This window comes from Baaleninema simplex PCC 7105, assembly GCF_000332355.1.
Lineage (GTDB): Bacteria > Cyanobacteriota > Cyanobacteriia > Cyanobacteriales > Geitlerinemataceae > Baaleninema > Baaleninema simplex.
Genome location: NZ_KB235959.1, coordinates 741,662 through 763,430, shown reverse-complemented (window position 1 = coordinate 763,430; position 21,769 = coordinate 741,662). Strand labels below are relative to the sequence as shown.

General features: G+C 53.8%; 15 protein-coding genes and 1 pseudogene. 8 read left to right on the top strand and 8 right to left on the bottom strand.

Going from position 1 to position 21,769, the window contains the following annotated elements; genetic code table 11:
* Positions 1 to 59: 59 nt before the first annotated feature.
* Complete coding sequence (locus GEI7105_RS32135) at positions 60 to 908, bottom strand: baeRF7 domain-containing protein (RefSeq protein ID WP_017662838.1); 849 nt, start codon at positions 906 to 908, stop codon at positions 60 to 62.
* A gap of 192 nt (positions 909 to 1,100) precedes the next feature.
* Positions 1,101 to 1,829 carry a Bax inhibitor-1/YccA family protein gene (locus GEI7105_RS0123410; RefSeq protein WP_017662837.1) on the bottom strand — a complete coding sequence of 243 codons (729 nt, stop codon included), beginning with the start codon at positions 1,827 to 1,829 and terminating at the stop codon, positions 1,101 to 1,103.
* 962 nt (positions 1,830 to 2,791) lie between these two features.
* Here GEI7105_RS0123410 and GEI7105_RS0123405 point away from each other — a divergent pair.
* The 3 genes from GEI7105_RS0123405 (at position 2,792) to GEI7105_RS0123395 (ending at position 7,293) form a co-directional block, all read left to right on the top strand.
* Positions 2,792 to 3,886 (top strand): sensor histidine kinase, encoded by a 1,095-nt coding sequence (locus GEI7105_RS0123405; protein ID WP_017662835.1) that lies wholly within the window; start codon positions 2,792 to 2,794, stop codon positions 3,884 to 3,886.
* A gap of 239 nt (positions 3,887 to 4,125) precedes the next feature.
* Positions 4,126 to 6,882: a cation-transporting P-type ATPase gene (locus GEI7105_RS0123400; RefSeq protein WP_017662834.1), complete on the top strand. Its 2,757-nt coding sequence runs from the start codon at positions 4,126 to 4,128 to the stop codon at positions 6,880 to 6,882.
* A 111-nt stretch (positions 6,883 to 6,993) separates the two neighbouring features.
* The gene (locus GEI7105_RS0123395; protein WP_342662861.1) at positions 6,994 to 7,293 is read left to right on the top strand and encodes a sensor histidine kinase; all 300 of its coding nucleotides are present in this window, start codon (positions 6,994 to 6,996) and stop codon (positions 7,291 to 7,293) included.
* Positions 7,294 to 7,304: 11 nt separating this feature from the next.
* Here GEI7105_RS0123395 and GEI7105_RS0123390 read toward each other — a convergent pair whose 3' ends face one another.
* Complete coding sequence (locus GEI7105_RS0123390; protein ID WP_017662832.1) at positions 7,305 to 9,188, bottom strand: mechanosensitive ion channel domain-containing protein; 1,884 nt, start codon at positions 9,186 to 9,188, stop codon at positions 7,305 to 7,307.
* Positions 9,189 to 9,303: 115 nt separating this feature from the next.
* Between GEI7105_RS0123390 and GEI7105_RS0123385 the strand changes: the two genes are divergently transcribed.
* Positions 9,304 to 10,245 carry an NAD-dependent epimerase/dehydratase family protein gene (locus GEI7105_RS0123385; protein WP_017662831.1) on the top strand — a complete coding sequence of 314 codons (942 nt, stop codon included), beginning with the start codon at positions 9,304 to 9,306 and terminating at the stop codon, positions 10,243 to 10,245.
* A 77-nt stretch (positions 10,246 to 10,322) separates the two neighbouring features.
* On the opposite strand, the gene pdhA is transcribed toward GEI7105_RS0123385, so the two are convergent.
* Together pdhA and ilvC are read right to left on the bottom strand one after the other, a co-directional pair.
* Positions 10,323 to 11,357, bottom strand: a complete 1,035-nt coding sequence (pdhA, locus tag GEI7105_RS0123380; protein WP_017662830.1) for a pyruvate dehydrogenase (acetyl-transferring) E1 component subunit alpha — start codon at positions 11,355 to 11,357, stop codon at positions 10,323 to 10,325.
* A 520-nt stretch (positions 11,358 to 11,877) separates the two neighbouring features.
* Complete coding sequence (ilvC, locus tag GEI7105_RS0123375; RefSeq protein WP_026097909.1) at positions 11,878 to 12,873, bottom strand: ketol-acid reductoisomerase; 996 nt, start codon at positions 12,871 to 12,873, stop codon at positions 11,878 to 11,880.
* A gap of 298 nt (positions 12,874 to 13,171) precedes the next feature.
* Here ilvC and GEI7105_RS33900 point away from each other — a divergent pair, with 298 nt between their 5' ends.
* The 4 genes from GEI7105_RS33900 (at position 13,172) to GEI7105_RS0123355 (ending at position 18,399) form a co-directional block, all read left to right on the top strand.
* Positions 13,172 to 15,067 carry a tetratricopeptide repeat protein gene (locus GEI7105_RS33900; RefSeq protein ID WP_017662828.1) on the top strand — a complete coding sequence of 632 codons (1,896 nt, stop codon included), beginning with the start codon at positions 13,172 to 13,174 and terminating at the stop codon, positions 15,065 to 15,067.
* 274 nt (positions 15,068 to 15,341) lie between these two features.
* Positions 15,342 to 16,490 (top strand): RRXRR domain-containing protein, encoded by a 1,149-nt coding sequence (locus GEI7105_RS0123365; RefSeq protein ID WP_017662827.1) that lies wholly within the window; start codon positions 15,342 to 15,344, stop codon positions 16,488 to 16,490.
* Positions 16,491 to 16,530: 40 nt separating this feature from the next.
* The gene (locus GEI7105_RS33895) at positions 16,531 to 17,589 is read left to right on the top strand and encodes a tetratricopeptide repeat protein (RefSeq protein ID WP_017662826.1); all 1,059 of its coding nucleotides are present in this window, start codon (positions 16,531 to 16,533) and stop codon (positions 17,587 to 17,589) included.
* Positions 17,590 to 17,715: 126 nt separating this feature from the next.
* Positions 17,716 to 18,399, top strand: coding sequence for a hypothetical protein (locus GEI7105_RS0123355; protein ID WP_017662825.1), 684 nt, complete (start codon positions 17,716 to 17,718; stop codon positions 18,397 to 18,399).
* Positions 18,400 to 18,545: 146 nt separating this feature from the next.
* Here the strand turns inward: GEI7105_RS0123355 and GEI7105_RS33890 are convergent.
* The 3 genes and pseudogenes from GEI7105_RS33890 to GEI7105_RS0123340 all read right to left on the bottom strand — a co-directional run.
* Positions 18,546 to 19,403 (bottom strand): annotated as a pseudogene (locus GEI7105_RS33890) (CHAT domain-containing protein); the annotation flags it as partial.
* A gap of 36 nt (positions 19,404 to 19,439) precedes the next feature.
* On the bottom strand, positions 19,440 to 20,957 hold the full coding sequence (locus GEI7105_RS33885) for a hypothetical protein (protein ID WP_144054003.1): 1,518 nt from the start codon (positions 20,955 to 20,957) through the stop codon (positions 19,440 to 19,442).
* A gap of 69 nt (positions 20,958 to 21,026) precedes the next feature.
* Positions 21,027 to 21,530, bottom strand: coding sequence for a DUF427 domain-containing protein (locus tag GEI7105_RS0123340; RefSeq protein WP_017662822.1), 504 nt, complete (start codon positions 21,528 to 21,530; stop codon positions 21,027 to 21,029).
* Between the last annotated feature and the right edge of the window lie 239 nt (positions 21,531 to 21,769).

Here is a 21,769-nt window from a genome sequence, read left to right as displayed (position 1 = left end):
GTCTTAATCCCTAACCAACTCCCGACTAATTTCATCCCCTTCTCGTGCTACTTGGCGTACTACAAGTTGAAGTGCGGAATGTGGGCTTCAATGCCTTTTTCGAGAAGGGTCGGGTAGCTGTTGACCTCTCGATAAATCGGTAGTAGGTAATCGACACCTGCTAAGACGAGAGGACGGTTCGAGTGTCCCAGTGTCTCGCAAACCGCGCGATCGACCTGTTGGAAATACCGGTGAATCGTCTCTTTACGATCGCTCGCAGCTGCCCCTTGTCCGTAGCGCACAGTGGTACTCGAACCGCCCGTATAGATCTGTACCTGTTTTTCGGGATCGTCGTATTGCAGAGCCTCCGCCAGACCTTGGGGGGCGCGATCGAAGCTGAGTTCTTCAATATGGTGTTGAGTCGCCCGACATAGGCGGACGCCATTGAGACTCAAGGCCAAAATGTAAAAATGTCCGTCCTCAGACAACAGACCGAACAGAGGCTTGAGGTAGAAACGATTTCCGACGACCGCCAACGGCTCGAAGCTCTGGGGAAGGCGATAATGGTAGGACGTTCCTTCAGTCAAAAACAAGGCCAGTCCTTGATTTTGGGATTGCCAAAAATTCCGATTTTCCGGTTGGATGAGTTGTCTGGCAGGTTTCAGGATGTTGTCGATCGTCGATCTCGGTAAACCTCGCTCTTGGAGTTGTCGTTCCGCTTCGCTGACGAGGTTTTTTAAACGTACCGGATCTTCTCGTACCGATGGCGCTCCCGCCGGGTGTGTCGGCATATAGAGAGATACACAGGGATCGCGATCGATTTGAGTTAAATCTTCTAGCTCAGATTGAATAAAGGAAGCGATCGAAATCGTCATAAAAGTAAACACCTCGAATTTGTCTATATCTATTTCCATTGCAGAAAAAAGCATGGCTGTTTACATCCTTCTTTCGGTAGACAATCGATCGGCGTTTTGCAATTTGTTATGACATGGTGAGAACGTGACCTGAGAACGGTCGTCGCGCCTTACAGTAAATAAAGACCCCCAATATCGACGAGATACCGGAGGTCGGGGTTTGTATCGTTTTAGCCGTCAAGTCCCGAACGGGTGACGGTCAGCCACCTAGTCGCGGCTGTTGAGCGCGATTAGCAGCCGCAAGATGAAAATAAACAGGTTGATGTACGTTAGATACATCGACAGGGCTGCCGAGAGATACTGTTCGTTGCGGTAAGTACGAGGCAGTACGAAGAAGTCCACCACCGCCACGCCGACAAACAGTAAAGTGCCGAAGCCAGAAATTCCGACTTCGAGCCAGGTGGGGGTGAACACGCCGAACAGGGAAAACAGGAGTTGTCCGACTAACACCACTAACAGGGCGATGACACCGAGTTGAATGGTTTTCGTCAGTGCCATCCCGTCTTCTTCAGACAGGTTCGACCCGATTTGACGAGCGGCGATGAAGGTAACGCCACATCCTAAAGCCGCGATACCGATGCCCGTAATGCCGACGCCGGGAGTGGCCAGAGCCAAGGCCACCAAACCGCTGAGAGTGTAGCCAGACAGCAGGCTATAGGTGGCCAGCAGCGGTAAAGCGACGCTGTTGTTTGCTTTTTCGGCAATGCCGCGCACGACGAAAAACAGGACGATTTCAACAATCAACGCCACCCAGAAGGTGGGCATAAAAATGCCGGGATTGCTGCTCAAAACAGCGAGTCCGCCGTAAGTTCCCGCCGCTGTCAGCACTAACCCACCTCCGAGGAAGGGGAGGGCGTTGGCGACGACGTTCGGACCGACGATCGCGTTTCCGCGAGCCTGCATCCAAGCTTCTCTGAAATTACTCGTGTTGCTCATAATTTGGGTCTCCTAAACAATATGCGAACGGAAAAAGACCTATCCTCTATTTTCCCTCAGCAAAATCGGGAATCTCTTTCAGCTCGCCCACACAATAACATTCAACCAGCTCCCAACCCTTCGCCTTGACGTCTCGTCGAAACGTCGTCGAACTGTACCTGTGACGTGGAGTATCCATTGCTTCCGCACAGCACTCCAAAAGCCGAGCAATAGCCGTTTTCAGTAACTCGTGTTCGGGAGATGACATCAAACATTACTATAGCAACCCTAAATCAGTTGTGTAACAAAATCGGGACAAAAAGGGAATCGGGAACGGGGAACGGGGAACGGGGAACGGGGAATCAGATTTTTTCGGGTGTTTTAATTTTTGAGGACTCATTTGGCACTGCTATAGCAACCCTAAATCAGTTGTGTAACAAAATCGGGACAAAAAGGGAATCGGGAACGGGGAACGGGGAATCAGATTTTTTCGGGTGTTTTAATTTTTGATAATTCATTTGTTTTTTTTGATAAATTTTAAAAATTTTTCGACTGACAAATCTCGATTAAATTAACATTTAAACATCGATCGTTGTAATTTTCAAAAAATCAATAAATTCAATAAATAAAATTTGTGGATTGAGATCTCCGGCAGCTTGAAGATGGCAGGGATCTGACTACCCGATTGCTCGAAAAATCCTCAAGTAACTCGACATTTTTTATGAAAATCGCATAAAATATAACTTAAAACAAAATTAAAATTTCGTATTCAAGCGGGTGCATCTCAACAAGGTAAATTCATTGGATACGAGCTTCCGTACTCGATAGTGCCACGCACCGCTGCCGCTTTCCGAGCGGGTGTTGGGTTCTACCCAACTTAGCCAAAACTCATGTTTTTACATCCATTGAGATGCCCCCATTCAAGCCCTCTAATTCTCCGTGTCCTCTGTGCCTCTGTGGTGAACCCCCCAAACCCCTCTAAAATGGTTAAATTCAACGTCAGACGAGGCTTGTTCCTCTCTCATCTCCTCGTAATGCTCGTCGGCTTAGGGAGTTTTATCCTCATTAGCAAAATCTACTCTCCGCGTCAATTCCTCCTGCAAATCGAACGCATGGAACACACCGAATTTTTCAGCGTGCGTTCGGTTAAGACCTATCTCGTCAAAGGCTTTGAAATCGCCTGGAATCGCAGCACCTTTTGGTCGGTCATCACGGGAGCTTCCGCCGCCGGACTCCTCAGCTATTGGCTCTCCAAACGCATTACCCAACCCTTGCGGCGAATGCGACAAATTACGCAGAAATTCGCCGCCGGAGAGTTCGACGAACGGATGCCTAAAAGTGAAATTCCCGAATTTAACCAACTCAGCCTCAGTTTCAACCGCATGGCGGACAGCATCATCGATATCGAGCAGCGTCGCCGTACCCTCATCAGCGACATGACCCACGAACTGCGAACGCCGCTGACGGTGATGCGAGGCTATCTCGAAGAACTCGCCGACGGACGCCTCGATCCCACCCCGGAAACTTACTACAAACTCGCCAGGGAAACTCGACGCCTCGAACGGCTGGTGAACGATCTCCAAGAACTCTCGAAAGCCGAAGCCGGATATCTCACCATCAATGCTAAACCGATGCAGTTGCAGCCGTTGCTGGAGTCTTTAGTCGATCGCCTCTGCGAACAACTTCCCGAAGAGTTGAGTTTGTACTTAGACTGTCCCGAGGATTTACCGGACGTTCGGGCCGATCGCGATCGCACCGAACAAATTCTCGTCAACTTGCTGGGAAACGCCGTCCGCTATTCCGATGACGGTAAAATTTGCGTGCGAGCGGAGTGTCGCGGTTCTATGGTATGGGTAGAAGTCAACGATACGGGAATTGGGATTTCTCCAGAAGATTTACCTCACGTGTTCGATCGCTTTTGGCGGGCCGAGCGATCGCGCTGTCGTCATTCCGGCGGAACGGGAATCGGGTTAGCGATTACCCGGCGACTGGTGGAACTTCAAGGGGGACAAATTGAAGTCGAAAGCGAACTCGGACGGGGGAGTACCTTTCGCTTTTCTATCCCTATAGTTCGTTAGAAACACGAGAATTACTCGTCTTGGTAAAAGCGATGGTAGTGCTGCACTCTAATGATGCAGGTCAGCCAAAATCCTTATGTGGCAAGGATGTAAGAATCCAAGTAGCCTTACTCCTCATCACTACCTTCGTTTTCCTGAATCTCCTGCTGTTCGAGGGTTTAAGCCGATCTTAACGTCTCGTTGGCTATGAACATTCTGGAAGATCCCCTAATATCTACTTTAGAAATTAGCTCTAAGAATTGGAGGATGTGACGATCGTTCACTCGCATTCAAGTTCTTTTCATGCACTTCCCGACCATGAAATTATCAAAAGTTTGGGCAGCAGTGCAGAAAGTGGTTTAACCCCTGAGGAAGTGGCTCGTCGTTACGAGCAGTATGGCTGGAACGAACTGCAATTTCAGCCTGGAAAACCTGCGTGGCTAAGGTTCTTACTGCAATTTAATCAGCCACTCCTCTACATTTTGCTCCTGGCTGGAGCCGTTAAAGCGTTTTTAGGGTCGTGGACGAATGCTTGGGTAATTTGGGGCGTGACGCTGATTAACGCCATCATTGGCTATGTACAAGAAGCCAAGGCAGAAGGAGCGATCGCATCTCTAGCCAAAGCGGTCACTACTGAAACCACCGTCCTGCGTGAAGGTCAACCCCTGCGGATACCCTCGCGGGATTTAGTGCCAGGAGATTTAGTCGTGCTGGCATCGGGCGATAAAGTCCCGGCAGATTTGCGGTTGCTGCGGGTACGCAACTTACAGGTAGATGAATCTGCCCTGACGGGGGAATCCGTTCCGGTTGAGAAATCTACCCAAGTCCTTCCTGAAGAGACTCCCCTCGCCGAACGGAGCAACATGGCTTATGCAGGCAGTTTTATCACCTTCGGACAGGGGCAAGGCATCGTCGTCGCCACCGCCAACGCCACTGAGATGGGTCAGATTTCGCGCTCGATGGAAAATCGCGTCAACCTCAGTACCCCGCTGACCCGGAAGTTTGAGAAATTTAGCCGCACTCTGCTCTACGCCATCTTGACCTTGGCAGCCTTCACTTTTGCGGTAGGGTTGGGGCAGGGTGCATCCTGGGTCGATGAGTTCGAGGCAGCAGTCGCCTTAGCAGTCAGTGCGATTCCCGAAGGCTTACCTGCGGTCGTAACAATTACTTTGGCGATCGGTGTGAACCGGATGGCGAAACGCCATGCCATCATTCGCAAATTGCCGGCAGTGGAGGCATTGGGCAGTGCCACCGTGATTTGTTCCGATAAAACCGGGACGCTCACGGAAAACCAGATGACGGTTCAGGCCATTTATGCCGGGGGGCAACACTATCGCGTCAGTGGAGGGGGCTACAGTCCCAAAGGTGAGATAACCCGGATCGACAACGGCAGCGAGGTGGCGCTGGATGAAGCGGAATTGCCACCGGCGTTAGCCCAATGTTTGATGGCAGGTGTTCTCTGCAACGACTCCCAGCTCCAACAAACGGAGGCCGGTTGGTCGGTGGTGGGCGACCCAACGGAAGGAGCTTTGATTACCGCAGCGGAAAAAGCAGAGTTGAGTCAAGCAGGACTCGCGGCTGCAACCCCTCGCATGGATGCCATTCCCTTTGAGTCTGAGTATCAGTACATGGCAACGCTACATGATGCTCGACCCCGGATGATTTACGTGAAGGGATCGGTAGAAGCATTGCTGCGTCGGTGTAACCAGAGGCTCGATCCCCGAGGACAGGAGATTCCCCTCGATGCAGCTGAGATCGAGCGGGAAGTCGATGACATGGCAGGGCAGGGGTTACGGGTGCTGGCATTTGCTCAAAAAACGGCAGCAACCCATCAGCACGCGATCGACCATGAGGACATCGCGACCGATTTGGTGTTTCTGGGACTACAGGGCGCGATCGATCCGCCCCGTCCGGAGGCGATCGCGGCGGTTCATGCTTGTCAGTCTGCCGGGATTCAAGTCAAGATGATTACGGGCGATCACATTGCCACAGCACGGACGATCGCCCAACGCATGGGGATTCAAGCGGACTCAGGTTTTGTTGCCTTTACCGGACAACAGTTAGCACAAATGAGTGAGCCAGAGATTCACAATGCTGCCGTCGAGGGATCTGTCTTTGCCAGAGTAGCCCCCGCGCAAAAGCTCCAACTCGTGGAAGCGCTCCAATCCAGAGGCAATATCGTCGCCATGACGGGAGATGGGGTGAACGACGCCCCAGCCCTCAAGCAGGCGGATATTGGCATTGCTATGGGCAAAGGCGGCACGGAAGTTGCCCGCGAATCCGCCGCGATGTTATTGACAGATGATAATTTTGCCTCGATCGAAGCTGCCGTCGAAGAAGGACGCACGGTTTACCAGAACTTGCGCAAGGCGATCGCCTTTCTCCTGCCGGTGAATGGCGGGGAATCTATGACGATTTTAATCAGTGCCTTGCTGGTGCGGGAGTTGCCAATTTTGTCCCTGCAAGTCCTCTGGCTCAATATGATCAACTCCATTACTATGACGGTTCCCCTTGCCTTTGAACCCAAATCTAAGGGGGTGATGCAACAGCCGCCTCGCGACCCCAACGAACCGTTACTCACCCCAACACTGTTCCGTCGCATTCTGGTGGTGTCGGTGTTCAATTGGATTTTGATTTTTGGACTGTTTGAATGGGCGCGGGCAACGACAGGGGATATCGCAGTGGCGCGGACTATGGCGATTCAAGCCCTGGTTGCCGCACGAATTGTTTATCTGATCGGCATCAGCCAGTTGGGGTCAAACGTTGGGCAATATTTGCGCGGTCAAATGAGTGCGATCGCCAATGCTCCGATCCTGCTCTTGGGAATCGCCACTGCTAGCGTCCTGCAAGTGCTGTTTAGCCAGTGGGGTGTGATGAACGTCTTGTTTGCCACAGCCCCCCTGACCTGGAACCAATGGCTGATTTGCTTGTTGCCGATGTTGCCGATGATTCCAACAGCACTTTGGGTCAATCGGATCGATCCACCCCAAGCGAATTCCACAGGAAATCGTGAGTAGCTACAGTCATGGGCTAACCGCCCCAATGCACACTGACCGCGCTGATAGGTTATCGGTCGAGAGTTCGAGGTATCTGCGGCGGGTGATTGGGAATATTAGCGATATTTTGCAATCGGAAACGCGGTACGCTACTCCGATAACGGGAAAATCTGCGTTCGAGCCGGGTGTCGGGATTCAATGGTGTGGGTAGAAGTCAACGATACGGGAATTGGGATTTCTCCAGAAGATTTACCTCACGTGTTCGATCGCTTTTGGCGGGCCGAGCGATCGCGCTGTCGTCATTCCGGCGGAACGGGAATCGGGTTAGCGATTACCCGGCGATTGGTGGAACTTCAAGGGGGACAAATTGAAGTCGAAAGCGAACTCGGACGGGGGAGTACCTTTCGCTTTTCTATCCCTATAGTTCGTTAGAAACACGAGAATTACTCGTCTTGGTAAAAGCGATAAAAGAGTCGTTCGTTTTTAAAATCGTGTTCGTCGTGGACGTGATGGATAATGCCCCGATCGATTAACAGTTGTCCTAACTGAATTGCCCCTTTCATACTGGATTTTTGGGTTTGCATCAACCATGCTACCGCCTCCGTTCCCACAAAGGTTTTCGGATAGGTTCTCAAGCCAAAACGTCGCGTGGCGATCGCCACCCCCTCGGAACCCCGCATTTGCTTGACCAGTTCGTCTAAATCCAAACACTCGAGATCGCAGCGATCGTCCTCAAAATCGAAGTCTGACGCGGCGGTTACAGGCTCGATCGACATCTGTGGCATGGGCATCGTTGTTTCCTCCACCTCAAACTCAGAAACTCCCGTCTGACGCATCCAAGCCGATACCGCGCGATCGAGTTTGGGCGATTTTAAATGTAAATCTCGCTGGGGAAAAGGAATTTCGATGTCGTATTTTTCTAAACTCCCATAAATCCGATAGTTCAACTCGTTGCGGTACTTAAACTGTTTCTGCGGTTCGCGAATCCAAACAAACAAATCGAAATTGAGAGAACTGTCCCCAAATGCCTGAAACCAAACTTGCGGGGCGGGATAGCGTAAAAGCTCGGGATGGCTTCTCGCCGCTTCTAACAACGCTTTACGAACTAAACGAACGTCCGAACCGTAAGCCACACCCACCGGAACCTGTAAGCGAGTGATGGGATTTCCGTGCGTCCAGTTGATAATTTCCTGTTCGAGAAATCGGGAGTTGGGGACGATAATCGAAACGCGATCGAGGGTAACAATTTCTGTACTGCGCGATCCGATGCGTTCGACAGTTCCCACGAGATCGCCAACTCGAACGAAATCCCCCACTTGAATCGGACGGTTGAAGGCGATGATAATACCGCTGATAAAGTTGTTGGCGATGTTTTGCAAACCGAAGCCGACGCCGACCCCCACTGCACTGGCCACCACCGCCAAAGACGCGATATCGATTCCCCAACTTTGCAAAATCGCCAAAATTCCGATAAACGTCACTCCCGCGCGAACTAAGACCCCAAGGGCGTCACGAACGTTGCGATCGTCGGCGATTTGGAGGATTTGCGATTTAAACCAGTTGGCGAACCATCCCACCACCACCCACAGGACGACGATCGCCCCCAGCAACAGCAACAAATCCAAAATCGAACAGTAGCGATCGCCAAAGGGAACGATCGGTTCGGTAAAAGTCGAAACCACATGGTAGCGGACGCTTCGCGAGATGGGAAACAAACCTATCGACCAATAGGCGAAACCCAACCATAACAGGCTCCGAACGCCGTTGAGGAGCAGTTGAAACACCTGCTGGCGTTTGCGTTGCGCGGGGGGGACGGGGGTTCGGCGTTGGCGGCGCAATAACTCCCGCTGAAGCACCCACAAGATAAGTTGCACGACAATGAGAACGGCGAGAACGCGAAAAACGGTTTGCAGCGATCGCCTCACGTATTCGGACGTTCGTTCGAGTTTGGCGCGTTCTAAGGCAGTTTCGATCGCCTGCTTCCAAATCTGGGCTTGTTCGGCGATCGAAATTCCTGGCATGATATCGCTTTCAGTAACCGTGACGAGGTGAACGTCGTCGAGTCGTAACGTCGTGCTTCCGTTGAGGGTTGCAATTTCAACGGTTCGAGACGCGTCTTCTCTGGCGTTTTGGAGAATTTCGTTAGTGCGATCGGCCCGCTCTTCGGCTGCAAAGCCTCCCGACGCACTCACCTCGAAAATTTCTAGACCATCGAGAACGACGGGGGCGGTGTCTCGTCCGCTGGTTTGGGTTTGTGCGAGAACGGGCGCGACAATCCCCAGTAAACTCGATATCAGGATGGCGAACACCACAAGCCGTTTGACCATGTTTGATTCCCCGTTCGATTCCGACAAGGCACGAGTCGGCCTCCATTGTGCCTCGCTCCAAACCCATCTTGGTAAGATAGCCGTCATAACGACTACGAGATAAAACGGATATCAGATGCGAATTTTAGTGATGGGTGGAACCCGCTTCATCGGGGTTTACCTGACGAAGCAATTAGTCAACGCCGGCCACGATGTGGTCTTGTTCAACCGGGGCAACAAAAGCGCCCCAGTCGAGGGTGTCTCGGAAATTCACGGCGATCGCACGGACGCCGAACAGTTGCGCGACAAGCTCTCTGGCGAGTCCTTCGACGCCATTTTCGACAACAACGGCCGCAAACTCGGGGACACGCAACCGTTAGCCGATTTGTTTAAAGATAAAATCCAGCATTTCATCTACGTTAGTTCGGCGGGAGTCTACCTCAAATCCGACGAGATGCCCCACCGAGAAGGGGATGCCCTCGATCCCGAAAGTCGCCATTGCGGGAAGTTCGAGACGGAGGACTATCTTGCCAGACAGGGGGTTCCCTTTACCTCGATCCGTCCGACATACATTTACGGACCCTTGAATTACAATCCCTTAGAAGCCTGGTTTTTCGATCGCATCGTCCGCGATCGCCCGATTCCGATTCCCGGTAGCGGAATGCAAATCACGCAACTCGGCCATTGTGCGGATTTGGCGAAGGCGATGGTGGCGGTATTGGGCAACGAAACCGCCATCGGTCAGATTTACAACGTCTCGGGCGATCGCTACGTTACGTTTGACGGGTTAGCCAGGGCTTGTGCGGTGGCGGCGGGGAAATCTGCCGATTCCTTGGAACTGGTACATTACGATCCCAAGCAGTTCGATTTCGGCAAACGGAAAGCCTTCCCCCTGCGATCGCAACATTTCTTCTGCGACGTTCGCAAAGCCCAAGACGAGTTGACCTGGACGCCGGAATTCGACCTGATTTCTGGGTTGAAAGATTCCTTCCAAACCGACTATCTCGCCAACGGACGAGATAAAGCCGACGCGGACTTCTCCACCGACGACGAAATTCTTGCAGCGATGTCGCGATAGAGCGATCGACCGTCCAACACTTGAGATCCCCGCCATCTCCAAGATGCCGGGGATCTCGCCAAACGTCTCCAGCAACCTTACTCGTCTTCGGCAAAGATAAAGCGACGAAGTTCGCTGGGGTCGGGTTCGGGGCTGGATTCGGCGAATTCCACCGAGTCGTCGATGACCTCTTGAATTTTCTTCTGAATGTCCTTGAGTTCCTCCGCACTGGCGAGGTTTTCTTCCGTCAGGTAGTTTTCAAAGCGGTGAATCGGGTCGCGAGAGAACCAGATTTCCTTCTCCTCTTTCGATCGCAGTTCGTCCGGGTCGGCGAGAGAGTGTCCCCGGAAGCGGTACGTCAACGCCTCGATGAGCGTGGGACCTTCTCCGGCCCGCGCGCGATCGACCGCCTCTTGGGCCGCCGCCCGCACCGCCATCACGTCCATTCCATCCACTTCGACCCCAGCCATGTTAAACACGCTGGCTTTTTTGTAAATCTCCGGTTGCGAGGTGGCCCGGTCGTGAGCCATCCCGATCGCCCATTTATTGTTTTCGACGACGAAAATAATCGGTAGCTTCCACAACGACGCCATGTTCAAGGTCTCGAAAAATTGACCGTTGTTACTGGCACCGTCGCCGAAGAAGCAGGCCACCACTTGGTCTGCAGAGGAATCGCCCATGACTTCCTTGCGATAGCGCACTTGGAACGCCGCCCCCATCGCCACGGGAATACCTTCAGCGACAAACGCATAACCGCCGAGGAGTCGGTGGGGTTCCGAGAACATATGCATCGATCCCCCGCGCCCTTTACTGCATCCGGTGGATTTTCCGAACAGTTCCGCCATCACTTCACGGGCGGGAACACCGCAACTGAGAGCGTGAACGTGGTCGCGGTAGGTGCTGCAAACGTAATCGTCGCCGGGGCGCATGGCTTGGATAACCCCGGAGGAGACGGCTTCTTGACCGTTGTAGAGGTGAACGAAGCCGAACATTTTACCGCGATAGTACATTTCGGCGCACTTGTCCTCGAAGAAGCGCCCTAAAACCATGTCTTCGTAGACTCGCAGCCCTTCTTCCCGGCTGATTTCAGCCGTATTGCTATAGGACGTGGGGATTGTGCGTTCTGTGACCATTAGTTTCGACGTTTCAAACAATAACTTAGTAAATAATAGGATACGGGAAACGGTGCGGGGTGCGTATCGAACTTTCTCGACTCTGGACTGAGAATTGGGGTTTCATAGGAGGGAGTTACCGGGTTTCTGGTCTTCTGCGTCGATCTCGAACGCGATGGGTGCATCTCAAAAACGTAAATTCATCGGATACAAGCTGACCTACTCGATAGTGCTACGCACCGATCGACGCTTTCCGAGCGGCTGTTGGGTTCTACGGAGGTCGTCTGCACAACCTACCCAGAGCTTCGTGTTTTTACATCCATTGAGATGCACCCAAAAGCGATCGACCACACTGTTGGGAACCCCTCTCTTCTCTGTTTTCTGTAAAAAACCCCGATATCTTCCAGATACCGGGGTTTTCGCAGTTGGCAATCCAAAACTTACCAACTCGAAAAAGCCGTTCGAGAAAAATTGAAGGAAATTACGCAGTTTCTTGACTACAAAATTGGCAATTCTTCACGAAAAAACACTCTATTTCAACTTATTTTTTCTTCAACCAAGAGAACATCGCCCGCAAGTCTTTCCCGACTTCTTCGATGGGATGTTCGGCTTCTTGGCGGCGCATAGCGGTAAAGCCCGGTTTACCCGCTTGGTTTTCTAATACGAATTCCCGCGCGAACTGACCCGATTGAATTTCCCCGAGAATTTGTTTCATCACTGCTTTGGTTTCGGGGGTAACGACGCGAGGTCCACGGGTGTAATCGCCGTATTCAGCAGTGTTGGAGATGCTGTCGCGCATCGTGGCCAAACCGCCTTCTACTACTAAGTCCACGATGAGTTTGACTTCGTGCAAGCATTCAAAATAGGCCAGTTCCGGCTGATATCCCGCTTCGACGAGGGTTTCAAATCCGGTTTTGATGAGGGCGCTCAAACCGCCGCAGAGAACCGCTTGTTCGCCAAACAGGTCGGTTTCAGTTTCTTCGCGGAAGGTGGTTTCGAGGATTCCGGCGCGGGTTCCGCCGATTCCTTTTGCGTAAGCCATCGCGCGATCGCGGGCTTGTCCGGACGCATCCTGATACACGGCGAACAGACAGGGAACCCCTTCTCCTTGTTCGTAGGTGCGACGGACTAAGTGACCGGGGCCTTTGGGGGCGATCATCACGACATCTACGTTGTCCGGGGGAACCACTTGTCCGAAGTGGATGTTAAAGCCGTGGGCGAAGGCCAGAATATTTCCGTCTTTGAGATTGGGGGCGATTTCTTGAGTGTAAACGGATTTTTGCACTTCGTCGGGCAGCAGAATCATAATCATATCGGCTTTTTCTGCTGCTTCGGCGACACTGTAAACCGTCAGTCCCGCATCTTTTGCTTTCGGGGCGGACTTACTGCCTGGATACAGTCCGACAATGACGTTGATGCCGCTATCTTTTAAATTGAGGGCGTGGGCGTGACCTTGCGACCCGTAACCGATAATGGCGACAGTTTTCTCAGATAACAGGTCGAGATTGGCATCTTCGTCATAGTACATACGAGCCATGGGGACTTCTCCTTGGAAAAACTCGGTGGGTGGGCTGACAACACGGCGGTTTCTGCCAGAACTTACGCATTTACACCAGTGGTAGGGTGGGCATTGCCCATCGACCGAAGTTCTAGGTGACTGGACTGTTGACAGAAAACGCCCATAAAACACAAATTTTGATTCTATCAAATTTCGGTCGTTTGTATCGGTTCCGTCCCAGGGCAATCTTGGGTACAGTCGAGGCGATCGCAGACGGGTTAGACTACGGGAAAATAGGGCAAAACATACTTTAACGGTTTGAAAGAGGGGACGACGGATGAGTTGGGCGCGGTATCCGACACACTTGGCCGTAGCGATCGCCTCGATCGCACTGATTGCGGGAAGTTCGATGGCTCAAGTCGAACCGACCGATACGACGGAGGAACAGAACGCCGAAACGGAAACGCTCTCGGACCGAGAACGGTCGGAATTGCAAGAGTTTCGCGATCGCGAGTTTCTCAGAGAAAACGTCGAGCGCAGCCTCGCCGAAAGTACGGTGTTGCGCGATCGCATCGACGCCGAAGTCGAAGAGGCCGTGGCCGCCAACCGACCGCCGATTACCGCCTTGTTCGTCGTCCTGGCGTTGTTACCGATTCTCGGCGCGATCGCGGTGTGGCTGATTCTCAATCGCTTGGAAAACCGCGCCTCGGCCTACGCCCGAGAACTCGAAAGCCTTAAAGCCGACGCCATGTCCGAGTTAACGGCGTTAGTCGCCGAGGCGCAAACGGTTCTCGATCGCATCCAACACAATATGGAAGTTCCGCTTCCGGTGGTGACCTCGACGACATCGCCTTCGGTACAGCGTTCCCCGAGCGATCGATTTGTGGCCGAAGAACCGCCCGATCCCGCGCCGCCCCCCGACGGAGAAGCAATTTTACCACCCCCTCCAGACCGCGAAGCCGATTCTGTCGAACTCCCGCCCCAGGACGAGATCGCGAATCTTCTCGAAGAGACGGACGACAGCGAAGACGTTTCGCCAAGGGACGAGATCCTCGAGGAAACGGACGAGGACGAGGACGAAACTGCGATCGCCCCTCACGATATAAGTTTGTTGTTCGAGGACGAGGACGAAACGCCCCAAACCGTCCGAGAAGCCCCGAAACCCGAAGATCCTCAAACCCTAAAAGCGGTATTCGAGGAAGACGAAGAACGCGATCCCGGAGAAGGGGCGATCGAATCTCAGGACTCCGAAAACGGAAACGCGCCCCAAACGGGTAACGTCAAACGAATTCCGCCGCCTCCCCCTTCTGAATCTGCGACGAACGCCGAAGACAGCGCCCGAGAATTTTGTCGCCAAGGAAACGCCCTGTTTTTCAGCCAGCGGTACGCCGAATCTATCGAAGCTTACGATCGCGCGATCGCCCTCAAATCGGACTACCATCAAGCTTGGAGCAATCGCGGTAGCGCCCTGTTCCACCTACAACGGTTCGAGGCGGCGATCGAATCCTACGATCGCGCCTTGGAATTCAAGTTTGACTATCCCGAAGCCTGGAACAACCGAGGGGGTGCGTTGACGAAACTACGCCAGTTTGAGGAGGCGATTACCTCTTACGATCGCGCGGTACAACTCAAACCCGATTATGTCGAAGCCTGGAACAATCGCGGTTTGGCGTTGATGGAACTCGGACGGTTTAAAGAGGCGATCGCCTCCTACAATCGCGCGGTCAAACAAAAACCCGACTACACCGAAGCCTGGAACAATCGCGGTTTGGCTCTAGCCGCCAGCAACCGCCACGAACAGGCGCTTCCTTGCTACGCTAAAGCCGCCCAACTCAAACCGGACTACGCCGAAGCTTGGAAAAATCGCGGCGCGTCTTTACTCGCCCTCGAACGGAACGAAGACGCCCGACAGTCCTACGTTCGCGCCACGGAACTGGCCCCCAACGACCCGGCGGCGTGGTTCTATCTCGGTCGCCTCCTGGCGAAACTCCAACAGTACGACGAGGCGATTTCAGCCTTCGATCGCGCCACGGACATCGCCCCGACCGCCCCCGACGTTTGGTATAACAAAGCTTGTTGCTATAGCGTTGGCGGCTTTGTCGCTCCGGCGATCGCTGCGTTAGAAGAAGCGGTTCGTTTAGCCCCCCATCCGTATCGAGAACACGCGAAACGCGATCGCGCGTTCGACGGAATTCGGGATGACGAACGGTTTAAAACCTTAATTTACGAATAAATTTCCCCATCATTGACGATAATCGACGAATCAGGTAAGGCTTGTCAATGACCCGCGATTGACCACAAGACAGTCCAATCGGGGCTTGAGGGGGGTCATCCCTCAACAGAAGCATTGACTAGACCTCAGAGCAGTTATCTGGAACGGACGGCAGAATACTCCTCTAGTTCTGCCCTCTCCAAACCGAGAAATCCCTCGGTGCTGTCGGACAGGACATCTTGATAGCTGTGGTCGAAGAGGCAACCCAACAACTCCAAATGGAGAATTATCTTAAATGCGAGTCCCTGTCGTATCAAAAGAAGGTGTTCCTCTGATGCCAACCCAACCCAGTCGGGCGAGACGTTGGCTTAAAGAGGGAAAAGCTGTCAAAAAATGGTCAGATGTTGGAGTGTTTTACGTCCAACTGACCGTTGAGCCGAGCGACACCCAGACCCAAGAAGTCGCGGTGGAAGTAGACCCCGGCAAGCACTTTTCGGGTGTGGCCGTGCAATCGGCTAAAGCCACCCTATTCATGGCACATCTGATTTTGCCGTTCGAGACGGTCAAGAAACGGATGGAACAACGGCGCACGATGCGACGGACTCGACGGTCTCGCCGCATTAACCGCAACGCGCCGTTTAAGTTTCGCAACCATCGCTCGTCGCGGTTTAACAACCGTCGCCAAAATAAGCTCCCACCGAGTATCCGTGCCAACCGACAACTCGAACTACGAGTCGTTAGGGAATTGGCGGCGATATTTCCCATTTCTACCATCGTCTGGGAATACGTTCGAGCGGATGTCGATCGAACCAGCGGACGGCGAAAGGCTCGTTCGGGGAGGGGTTTTTCTCCCGTAATGGTGGGGCAGCGTTGGGCGATCCGAGAAATGGGAAAAATCGCCCCAGTGGTGCAGTTGCAGGGTTGGGAAACTGCCAACCTCAGACGAGAACTGGGGTTGGTTAAGTCCGGCAACAAAGACGACGCCTCGCCAGAATCCCATGCGGTAGACGGCATTGCCCTGGCGTCGTCTCAGTTCGTTCGATATGAGTCGTTCCACGGAACGAACGTTCGCGGACATCGGTGGAAGGGTAGTGTTTGCATTACTCCCACACTGTTTCGAGTGATTCGCCGTCCTCCCATCTGTCGGAGACAGTTGCACCTTCTGCAACCCGCCAAGGGTGGAACGCGTCGCAAGTATGGCGGAACCGTCACCCGGCACGGATTCAGAAAAGGCGACTTCGTTCGGGCGTCCAGGGCAGGACGCCAATATCTCGGATGGGTCTCTGGAGATAATGCTCGTCAGGTGTCTGTCAGCGACATTAACTGGAAACGGCTCGGACAGTTCAGCGCTTCTAAAGTGCAGTTGCTCGCCCCCAACACGAATTTGCTGGTCTTGGGAACATCGAACCCCACTCGACCCGCGTTTTGTTCCTCCCGCGCTTGAATCGCAGATTTCAAGCGGGGTATCCACAAAGGAGATTTTGATGAAACTTCAGCACGCTTCGCTCCTCGTCCTCTCGACGCTTTGGGTGTCCGTCGAAGCCGCCACCGCCCAGACTCCCCCCAACGCGACCCCCACCACTCCACCACCGCAAACGGTGACGCCGCCTCAACCCACTGCTGCGCCGACCCCCGTTCCACAACCGCCCGCGCCTCCGGCCGCCGTTCCCACCGCCCCCGCCGCTGCACCCGCCCCCGCTGCGATCGACCGTGCGGAAATCGAAAGAATTGTTGAAGAAAGCCTCGAAGATAACGATCTCGTACAGGATGCGATCGACGAAGCGGTCGACGACAATTTCGCTTGGACGTTTAACCTGCTCAATATTCTCCTGTTGCTGTTGATTCTGTTCCCCATCGTCGGCATTATTCTGTTGTGGTCGATGCGTCGCAACGCGATCGATCGCGTGGTGGAAATTGTCGAAGATCGCCTCAGCCACGACCTCAAAGACGAAGTCAGCCGCGAGTTAAAGGCGGAATTCGAGACTCGTGCGTCGCTTCCGGGGAGTGGGGGCGCTTTAGCCGAACGCCAGGAACCGGGACAGTTGAAAGATATGGTGTCGATGGCGTTGTCGGTACAAAACGTGATGGACAACGCACGCCACACCATCGAAAATTCGATGGATTTGCAAGAGCGGCTGGGAACTCGCCTCAAGGACGTGTTTGAAATGCACCTGCGTCAAGGCCGGGAACTGGCGGCGGCGGGTCAGCATACTGAGGCGATCGCCGCCTTCGATAAGGCTATTGAAATCGATGGCGGCCATCCGTTACCGCTGTGCGAACGGGGGGCGATTTACGCCAAACTGCAACGGTTCGAGGAAGCTCTGTCGTCCTACGATCGCGCCATCGAAGTCAGTCCTGAGTTTCCCAACGGTTGGTATGGAAAGGCTCGCTGTTTCTCCCTCGTCGGCTATAGCGAGCAGGCGATCGAAAATTTGAAAAAGGCCATCGAACTCGATCCCGATTTGAAAGCCCAAGCTCAGTCGAACCACGATTTCGCCTCGATTCGCGAACACGAATGGTTCCAAACGGCTGTCGCGGGTTAACCCAGTCGCCGGGGCGTTGTCTGCAACGCCCCCATAGAAACCGATTTTCTTTTTTTAAAAAAAATGATTACAATTTACAACAAATACTTGACATTACCATAAAAGAAGCCTAAAAAAATCTGCTTTATGAATTCACTCTCTCTCAACGTCTTAGCCATCGGCATTTTCAGCATTACCATGATGACGCTGATCGGGCCGATGGTGAACCTCTCGCCTGTCGTTCCCGCCGCCACAGTGTTCGGCATTTTGGGACTCGCCACCGTAGACACCTTGGGCTTTAACGGTCAAGGAACGATGGTATTACTGGATTGGCTGGGCAATACGAGCAGCGATCGCCGCGATCGCATCGTCCGCCACGAAGCCGGACATTTCCTCGTGGCGTATCTTCTCGACATTCCCATCGCCGACTACACCCTCAATGCCTGGGATGCCGTCAAACGGGGCTATCGCGGCTACGGCGGCGTCCAGTTCGACGATCGCCACCTCCTCGAACAACTGCAACAAGGAACCCTTTCAGCCCGAACGCTCGATCGCTACGCCAAAGTTTGGATGGCAGGAATCGCCGCCGAACAACTCCACAACGACACGGAAATCGGCGGAGACGGCGATCGCCTGCAACTGCGGCAGATTTTCAAACAACTCCGTCCCGCCATCACCGACATCGTCCAACGGGAACGCTGGGCAATTTTCCAAGCCAAAACCCTCATCTCCACCCATCAAGACGCCTACAACGCCCTCGTCGAAGCCATGACCGAAGGTCGCAGCGTTGACGAATGTTGTGGCGTTTTGGACAGTCACCTTTTACAGTGAGCAGTCACCAGTCACCAGTCACCAGTCACCAGTCGCCAGTGAAGACAGGGAACAGGGAACAGGGAACAGGGAACAGGGAATAGGGAATAGGGAACAGATAACAGTTTCTCCCCCTCTCCCTCTCTCCCCCTCTCCCTTGCTTCCCTTCACCGCCAATGTCCCACGAGGACGAACGGCGCCCAAAAGTGGGGACTTGAAAAATTCTCGCTGTGGAGTAAGTCCAGTTGGGCTTGTCGTAAAGCCTCGGCCTTGTTGGGGGTTTCTTGTCGGCTGAGGTCGCGTAACATCCGGTAAAACTGCGCCATGAGTCGTGCGGTGGAGCGATCGTTGACGTTCCACAAACTGCCGACGGTACTGCGTGCCCCGGAACGAATTCCCATTCCAGCTAACCCTAAGACCGTGCGATCGCTCCCTTCCGCCGTCTCGCAGGCACTCAAGACCAACAACTCTAGGGGATTTTGACGGCGAGACCCGTTCCCTTGCAACATCTGCGCGAAGCGATCGAGGGTGAGGGGACGGTTCCACGTGAGAACGAAGGTATTTTCAGCAAACGCGTCGAATTGGGCGTGGGTGGCAATGTGAACGGCGGCGAAACGGTTGGAGTTGACGGCGGCGTCGAGACGGTGGCTGAGAAATTCGTCCTCGAAGAGAATTTCACTGGGAACCAGAGCCGCGATCGCCTGAAGTTCTTCGCGCACGTAGGGCAAATCCGACCAAGTCGTTTGGCTGAGGTGGGGAAACTGCGTCCAGTCTGTTTGGCTGAAACTGGCCCGTCCGGCGGCTAACAACTTCGACTGTTGGAAGTCGAGGGGATCGGAGGGGGGAAGTTTCCAACTCGGGGCGATCGCAATAGCATACCGTTCGATTAAATAGCGATCGCCGTCGTATAACGCTGCCACGGGAATATTCCGTAACGCCCCGTCGAGAACGAAAGCGAGAGTCGTACCTTCTCGAGTTTGTAAGTCGGCTTCGAGGGGACGAAACAGAACGTCGTAGGCTTTTTCGAGAACGGGTTGCCAGTTAAAATCGCGAGCTAGAGATTAATGGACGATGTGGGCAAAGGTTTCTAAATCGGGAGTGGGAAGGGGCGATCGATAGTGGCGTAACGGCCGGTCGGGAACCGATAAAATCAGGTGCAACCCGTCGGGGAGAACGATCGTATAAATGGCGTTCGCGTTCGGGTCGAGATCTTGCAGTTGGCGTTCGGCCACCTCGATGCACGCATCGCCGAAAAAGTTATCGAGTTCGGCTAACTGTAACGCTTCGATGGCATCTCGCGCCTGGGTCAGTGCCTCGGGAGTCGGCGAGGGATCGGCCAGTAGCAACCCCACCCATTCGCGATAGACGGGTTCGACTTCGTCGCGAAAATCGTATTGTAAATCGGGGTTGAGCGCAGCAATATCTCGACGCAAGGCTTGTAGGGTTTCGATCGCGCCACGATAGGCGTTTAGGGCAGCCGTGCGATCGCCTCGCTGGTACGACAACCGCCCCAGTTGCCACTGCCAGCGATAGGTTATCGCGGGGGCGTCGATCGCGTCAGAGATCGCCAAAGCATCTCGGGTTAGCCTTTCGGCGTCGTCGAAACGTCCGGCGATTTCGTAAAGTTCCCCTAACTGTCCGAGGGCGTAGGCTTCTCCCCAGCGATCGTTGAGGGTTCGAGAGTCCTCGATCGCGTGGCTGAGGAATCCTGCAATGTCGATCGAAGATACCGAGTCGGTGGTGGCCGAGGGGGGGCGACAGTGGCGGACGAGAGGAGACACGTAATTGAAGGAGCGCGAGTTGTCCTCAGACGCCAGCTTCAGACAGGTAAGGCTGTGGGCGAAGTTCAACAGTTCGGTAATACTGTCGCGACTCGGCGGTTGGGCGATGAGACTTTGGGAGAGCGATCGTTGTAGCGATCGCACGTCGCCGTCGATTTCAGTCGCCAAACTCAGCAGATTCAGTCGGGCGCGACGCCGTACCGTCTCGGAAGTCGAGATTTGTAATGCTTGGCGGTAAAAGTTCGCGGCGGTTTTGTTTGCCGATTCGGTCGATCGCCCGTAACCGCGATACCGTCGAGCGATGGCGCGGTGGGCGTTCCCCAAACTTACCAACAGGTGGGCGACCTGGGCGCGATTGTCGAACTGTTCGGAGAGGGTCAATCCCGTTTGTAAGACCTTTTCGGCAGCGCGAACGGCTCCTAGCTCGATTAAGATCTCTCCGAATTGCTGGAGCCAGAGGAGACACTCTGTTGTGACGGGAACGGTTTCGAGATCCTCGAGGAGATCGAGTTGGCGATCGGTGACGATCGCTCTGAGACTTTCCCGCGACAACCCCAGGGCTTCACCGAGTCGAAACGCGGCCCGTCGATAGCGCCCTTCCTGTTGGAGCGATCGCACTTCTCGGAACAGCTCGGGTTGTAAACGTTCGATTTGTAAACCTTCTGACGGTTCGATCGCCGTTGAAGGAGCGACACAAAGATGATTCGCCACAGACAGCCACAGTGCCATACCGAACGACAGCACCCTGACCCACCGGCGACGCTGTTTCTTAAAATCTCGTTCGAGCCGCTGTAGCACGGGCGTCTAGCCTTTTGGGGAAACCTCGTCAGACCTTAACTCGACCCTCAAAACGGTCAAAACACCGTCTTACCAGCCCCAAGTTCCCGGTTCGCCTTTGAAGGGGCCGACAATGTCGTGAGTAATCCAACCGCCGTAAAAATCTCCAGCTTGCGCTTTGACGCGTTCGTCCTCGACATAACACGCCTCCATACGACTCGGATAAAAGGCCACGTACCCTCGCAAATCCGCAAAGGCTTCAGTGGGATCGGGGTAAAACCAAGCTGCATTTTCGGCGGTTCGATCGCCCACTCGAACGGTGTAATATCTCGCTGAGCCTTTCCACTCGCAAAAGGACGAACGAGCTGTTTTGACGAGACAGTCTGTCTTGATGTCCTCTGGGGGAATGTAGTAAACCGGGGGATGGCTAGTTTCGAGAACCCGCTTGGCTTGGTGGGTGTCGGCGATGGTTTCACCGTTGAAGACGACGCGAATGCGTTTGGACGAGTCTTCGAGTCGGGGAGGACGGGGATAGTCCCAAACGGATTCTTGACCCGAACCGGGTTCGATGCGTTGCGGCGGTTTTCTAAACATAGCAATGAGAGCGATCGCCTTTGTGAATCATTGTACGGTGTCTCAAGTGACAGGCTGTAACAGCACAGCCAAAACGCCGTTAAACTTCTCGGAGGTTCAACCCCACTCGCTGAGAGGGTGACAACATAGCTAGACCCCCTGCCTCACAAGGGATAGAGCCTCTAGCCCTCGTTGAAAATGGAGAGATTTGTGAGGCTTCAACGCCATGAGCGCCAACATCCAATCTCTCCAGAGCAGCA

Excerpts from the sequence above, each read along its gene's own strand:
- GEI7105_RS32135 (WP_017662838.1), bottom strand. The coding sequence starts at position 908 with ATGCTTTTTTCTGCAATGGAAATAGATATAGACAAATTCGAGGTGTTT.
- GEI7105_RS0123410 (WP_017662837.1), bottom strand. The coding sequence starts at position 1,829 with ATGAGCAACACGAGTAATTTCAGAGAAGCTTGGATGCAGGCTCGCGGA.
- GEI7105_RS0123405 (WP_017662835.1), top strand. The coding sequence starts at position 2,792 with ATGGTTAAATTCAACGTCAGACGAGGCTTGTTCCTCTCTCATCTCCTC.
- GEI7105_RS0123390 (WP_017662832.1), bottom strand. The coding sequence starts at position 9,188 with ATGGTCAAACGGCTTGTGGTGTTCGCCATCCTGATATCGAGTTTACTG.
- GEI7105_RS0123385 (WP_017662831.1), top strand. The coding sequence starts at position 9,304 with ATGCGAATTTTAGTGATGGGTGGAACCCGCTTCATCGGGGTTTACCTG.
- pdhA (WP_017662830.1), bottom strand. The coding sequence starts at position 11,357 with ATGGTCACAGAACGCACAATCCCCACGTCCTATAGCAATACGGCTGAA.
- ilvC (WP_026097909.1), bottom strand. The coding sequence starts at position 12,873 with ATGGCTCGTATGTACTATGACGAAGATGCCAATCTCGACCTGTTATCT.
- GEI7105_RS33900 (WP_017662828.1), top strand. The coding sequence starts at position 13,172 with ATGAGTTGGGCGCGGTATCCGACACACTTGGCCGTAGCGATCGCCTCG.
- GEI7105_RS0123365 (WP_017662827.1), top strand. The coding sequence starts at position 15,342 with ATGCGAGTCCCTGTCGTATCAAAAGAAGGTGTTCCTCTGATGCCAACC.
- GEI7105_RS33895 (WP_017662826.1), top strand. The coding sequence starts at position 16,531 with ATGAAACTTCAGCACGCTTCGCTCCTCGTCCTCTCGACGCTTTGGGTG.
- GEI7105_RS0123355 (WP_017662825.1), top strand. The coding sequence starts at position 17,716 with ATGAATTCACTCTCTCTCAACGTCTTAGCCATCGGCATTTTCAGCATT.
- GEI7105_RS0123340 (WP_017662822.1), bottom strand. The coding sequence starts at position 21,530 with ATGTTTAGAAAACCGCCGCAACGCATCGAACCCGGTTCGGGTCAAGAA.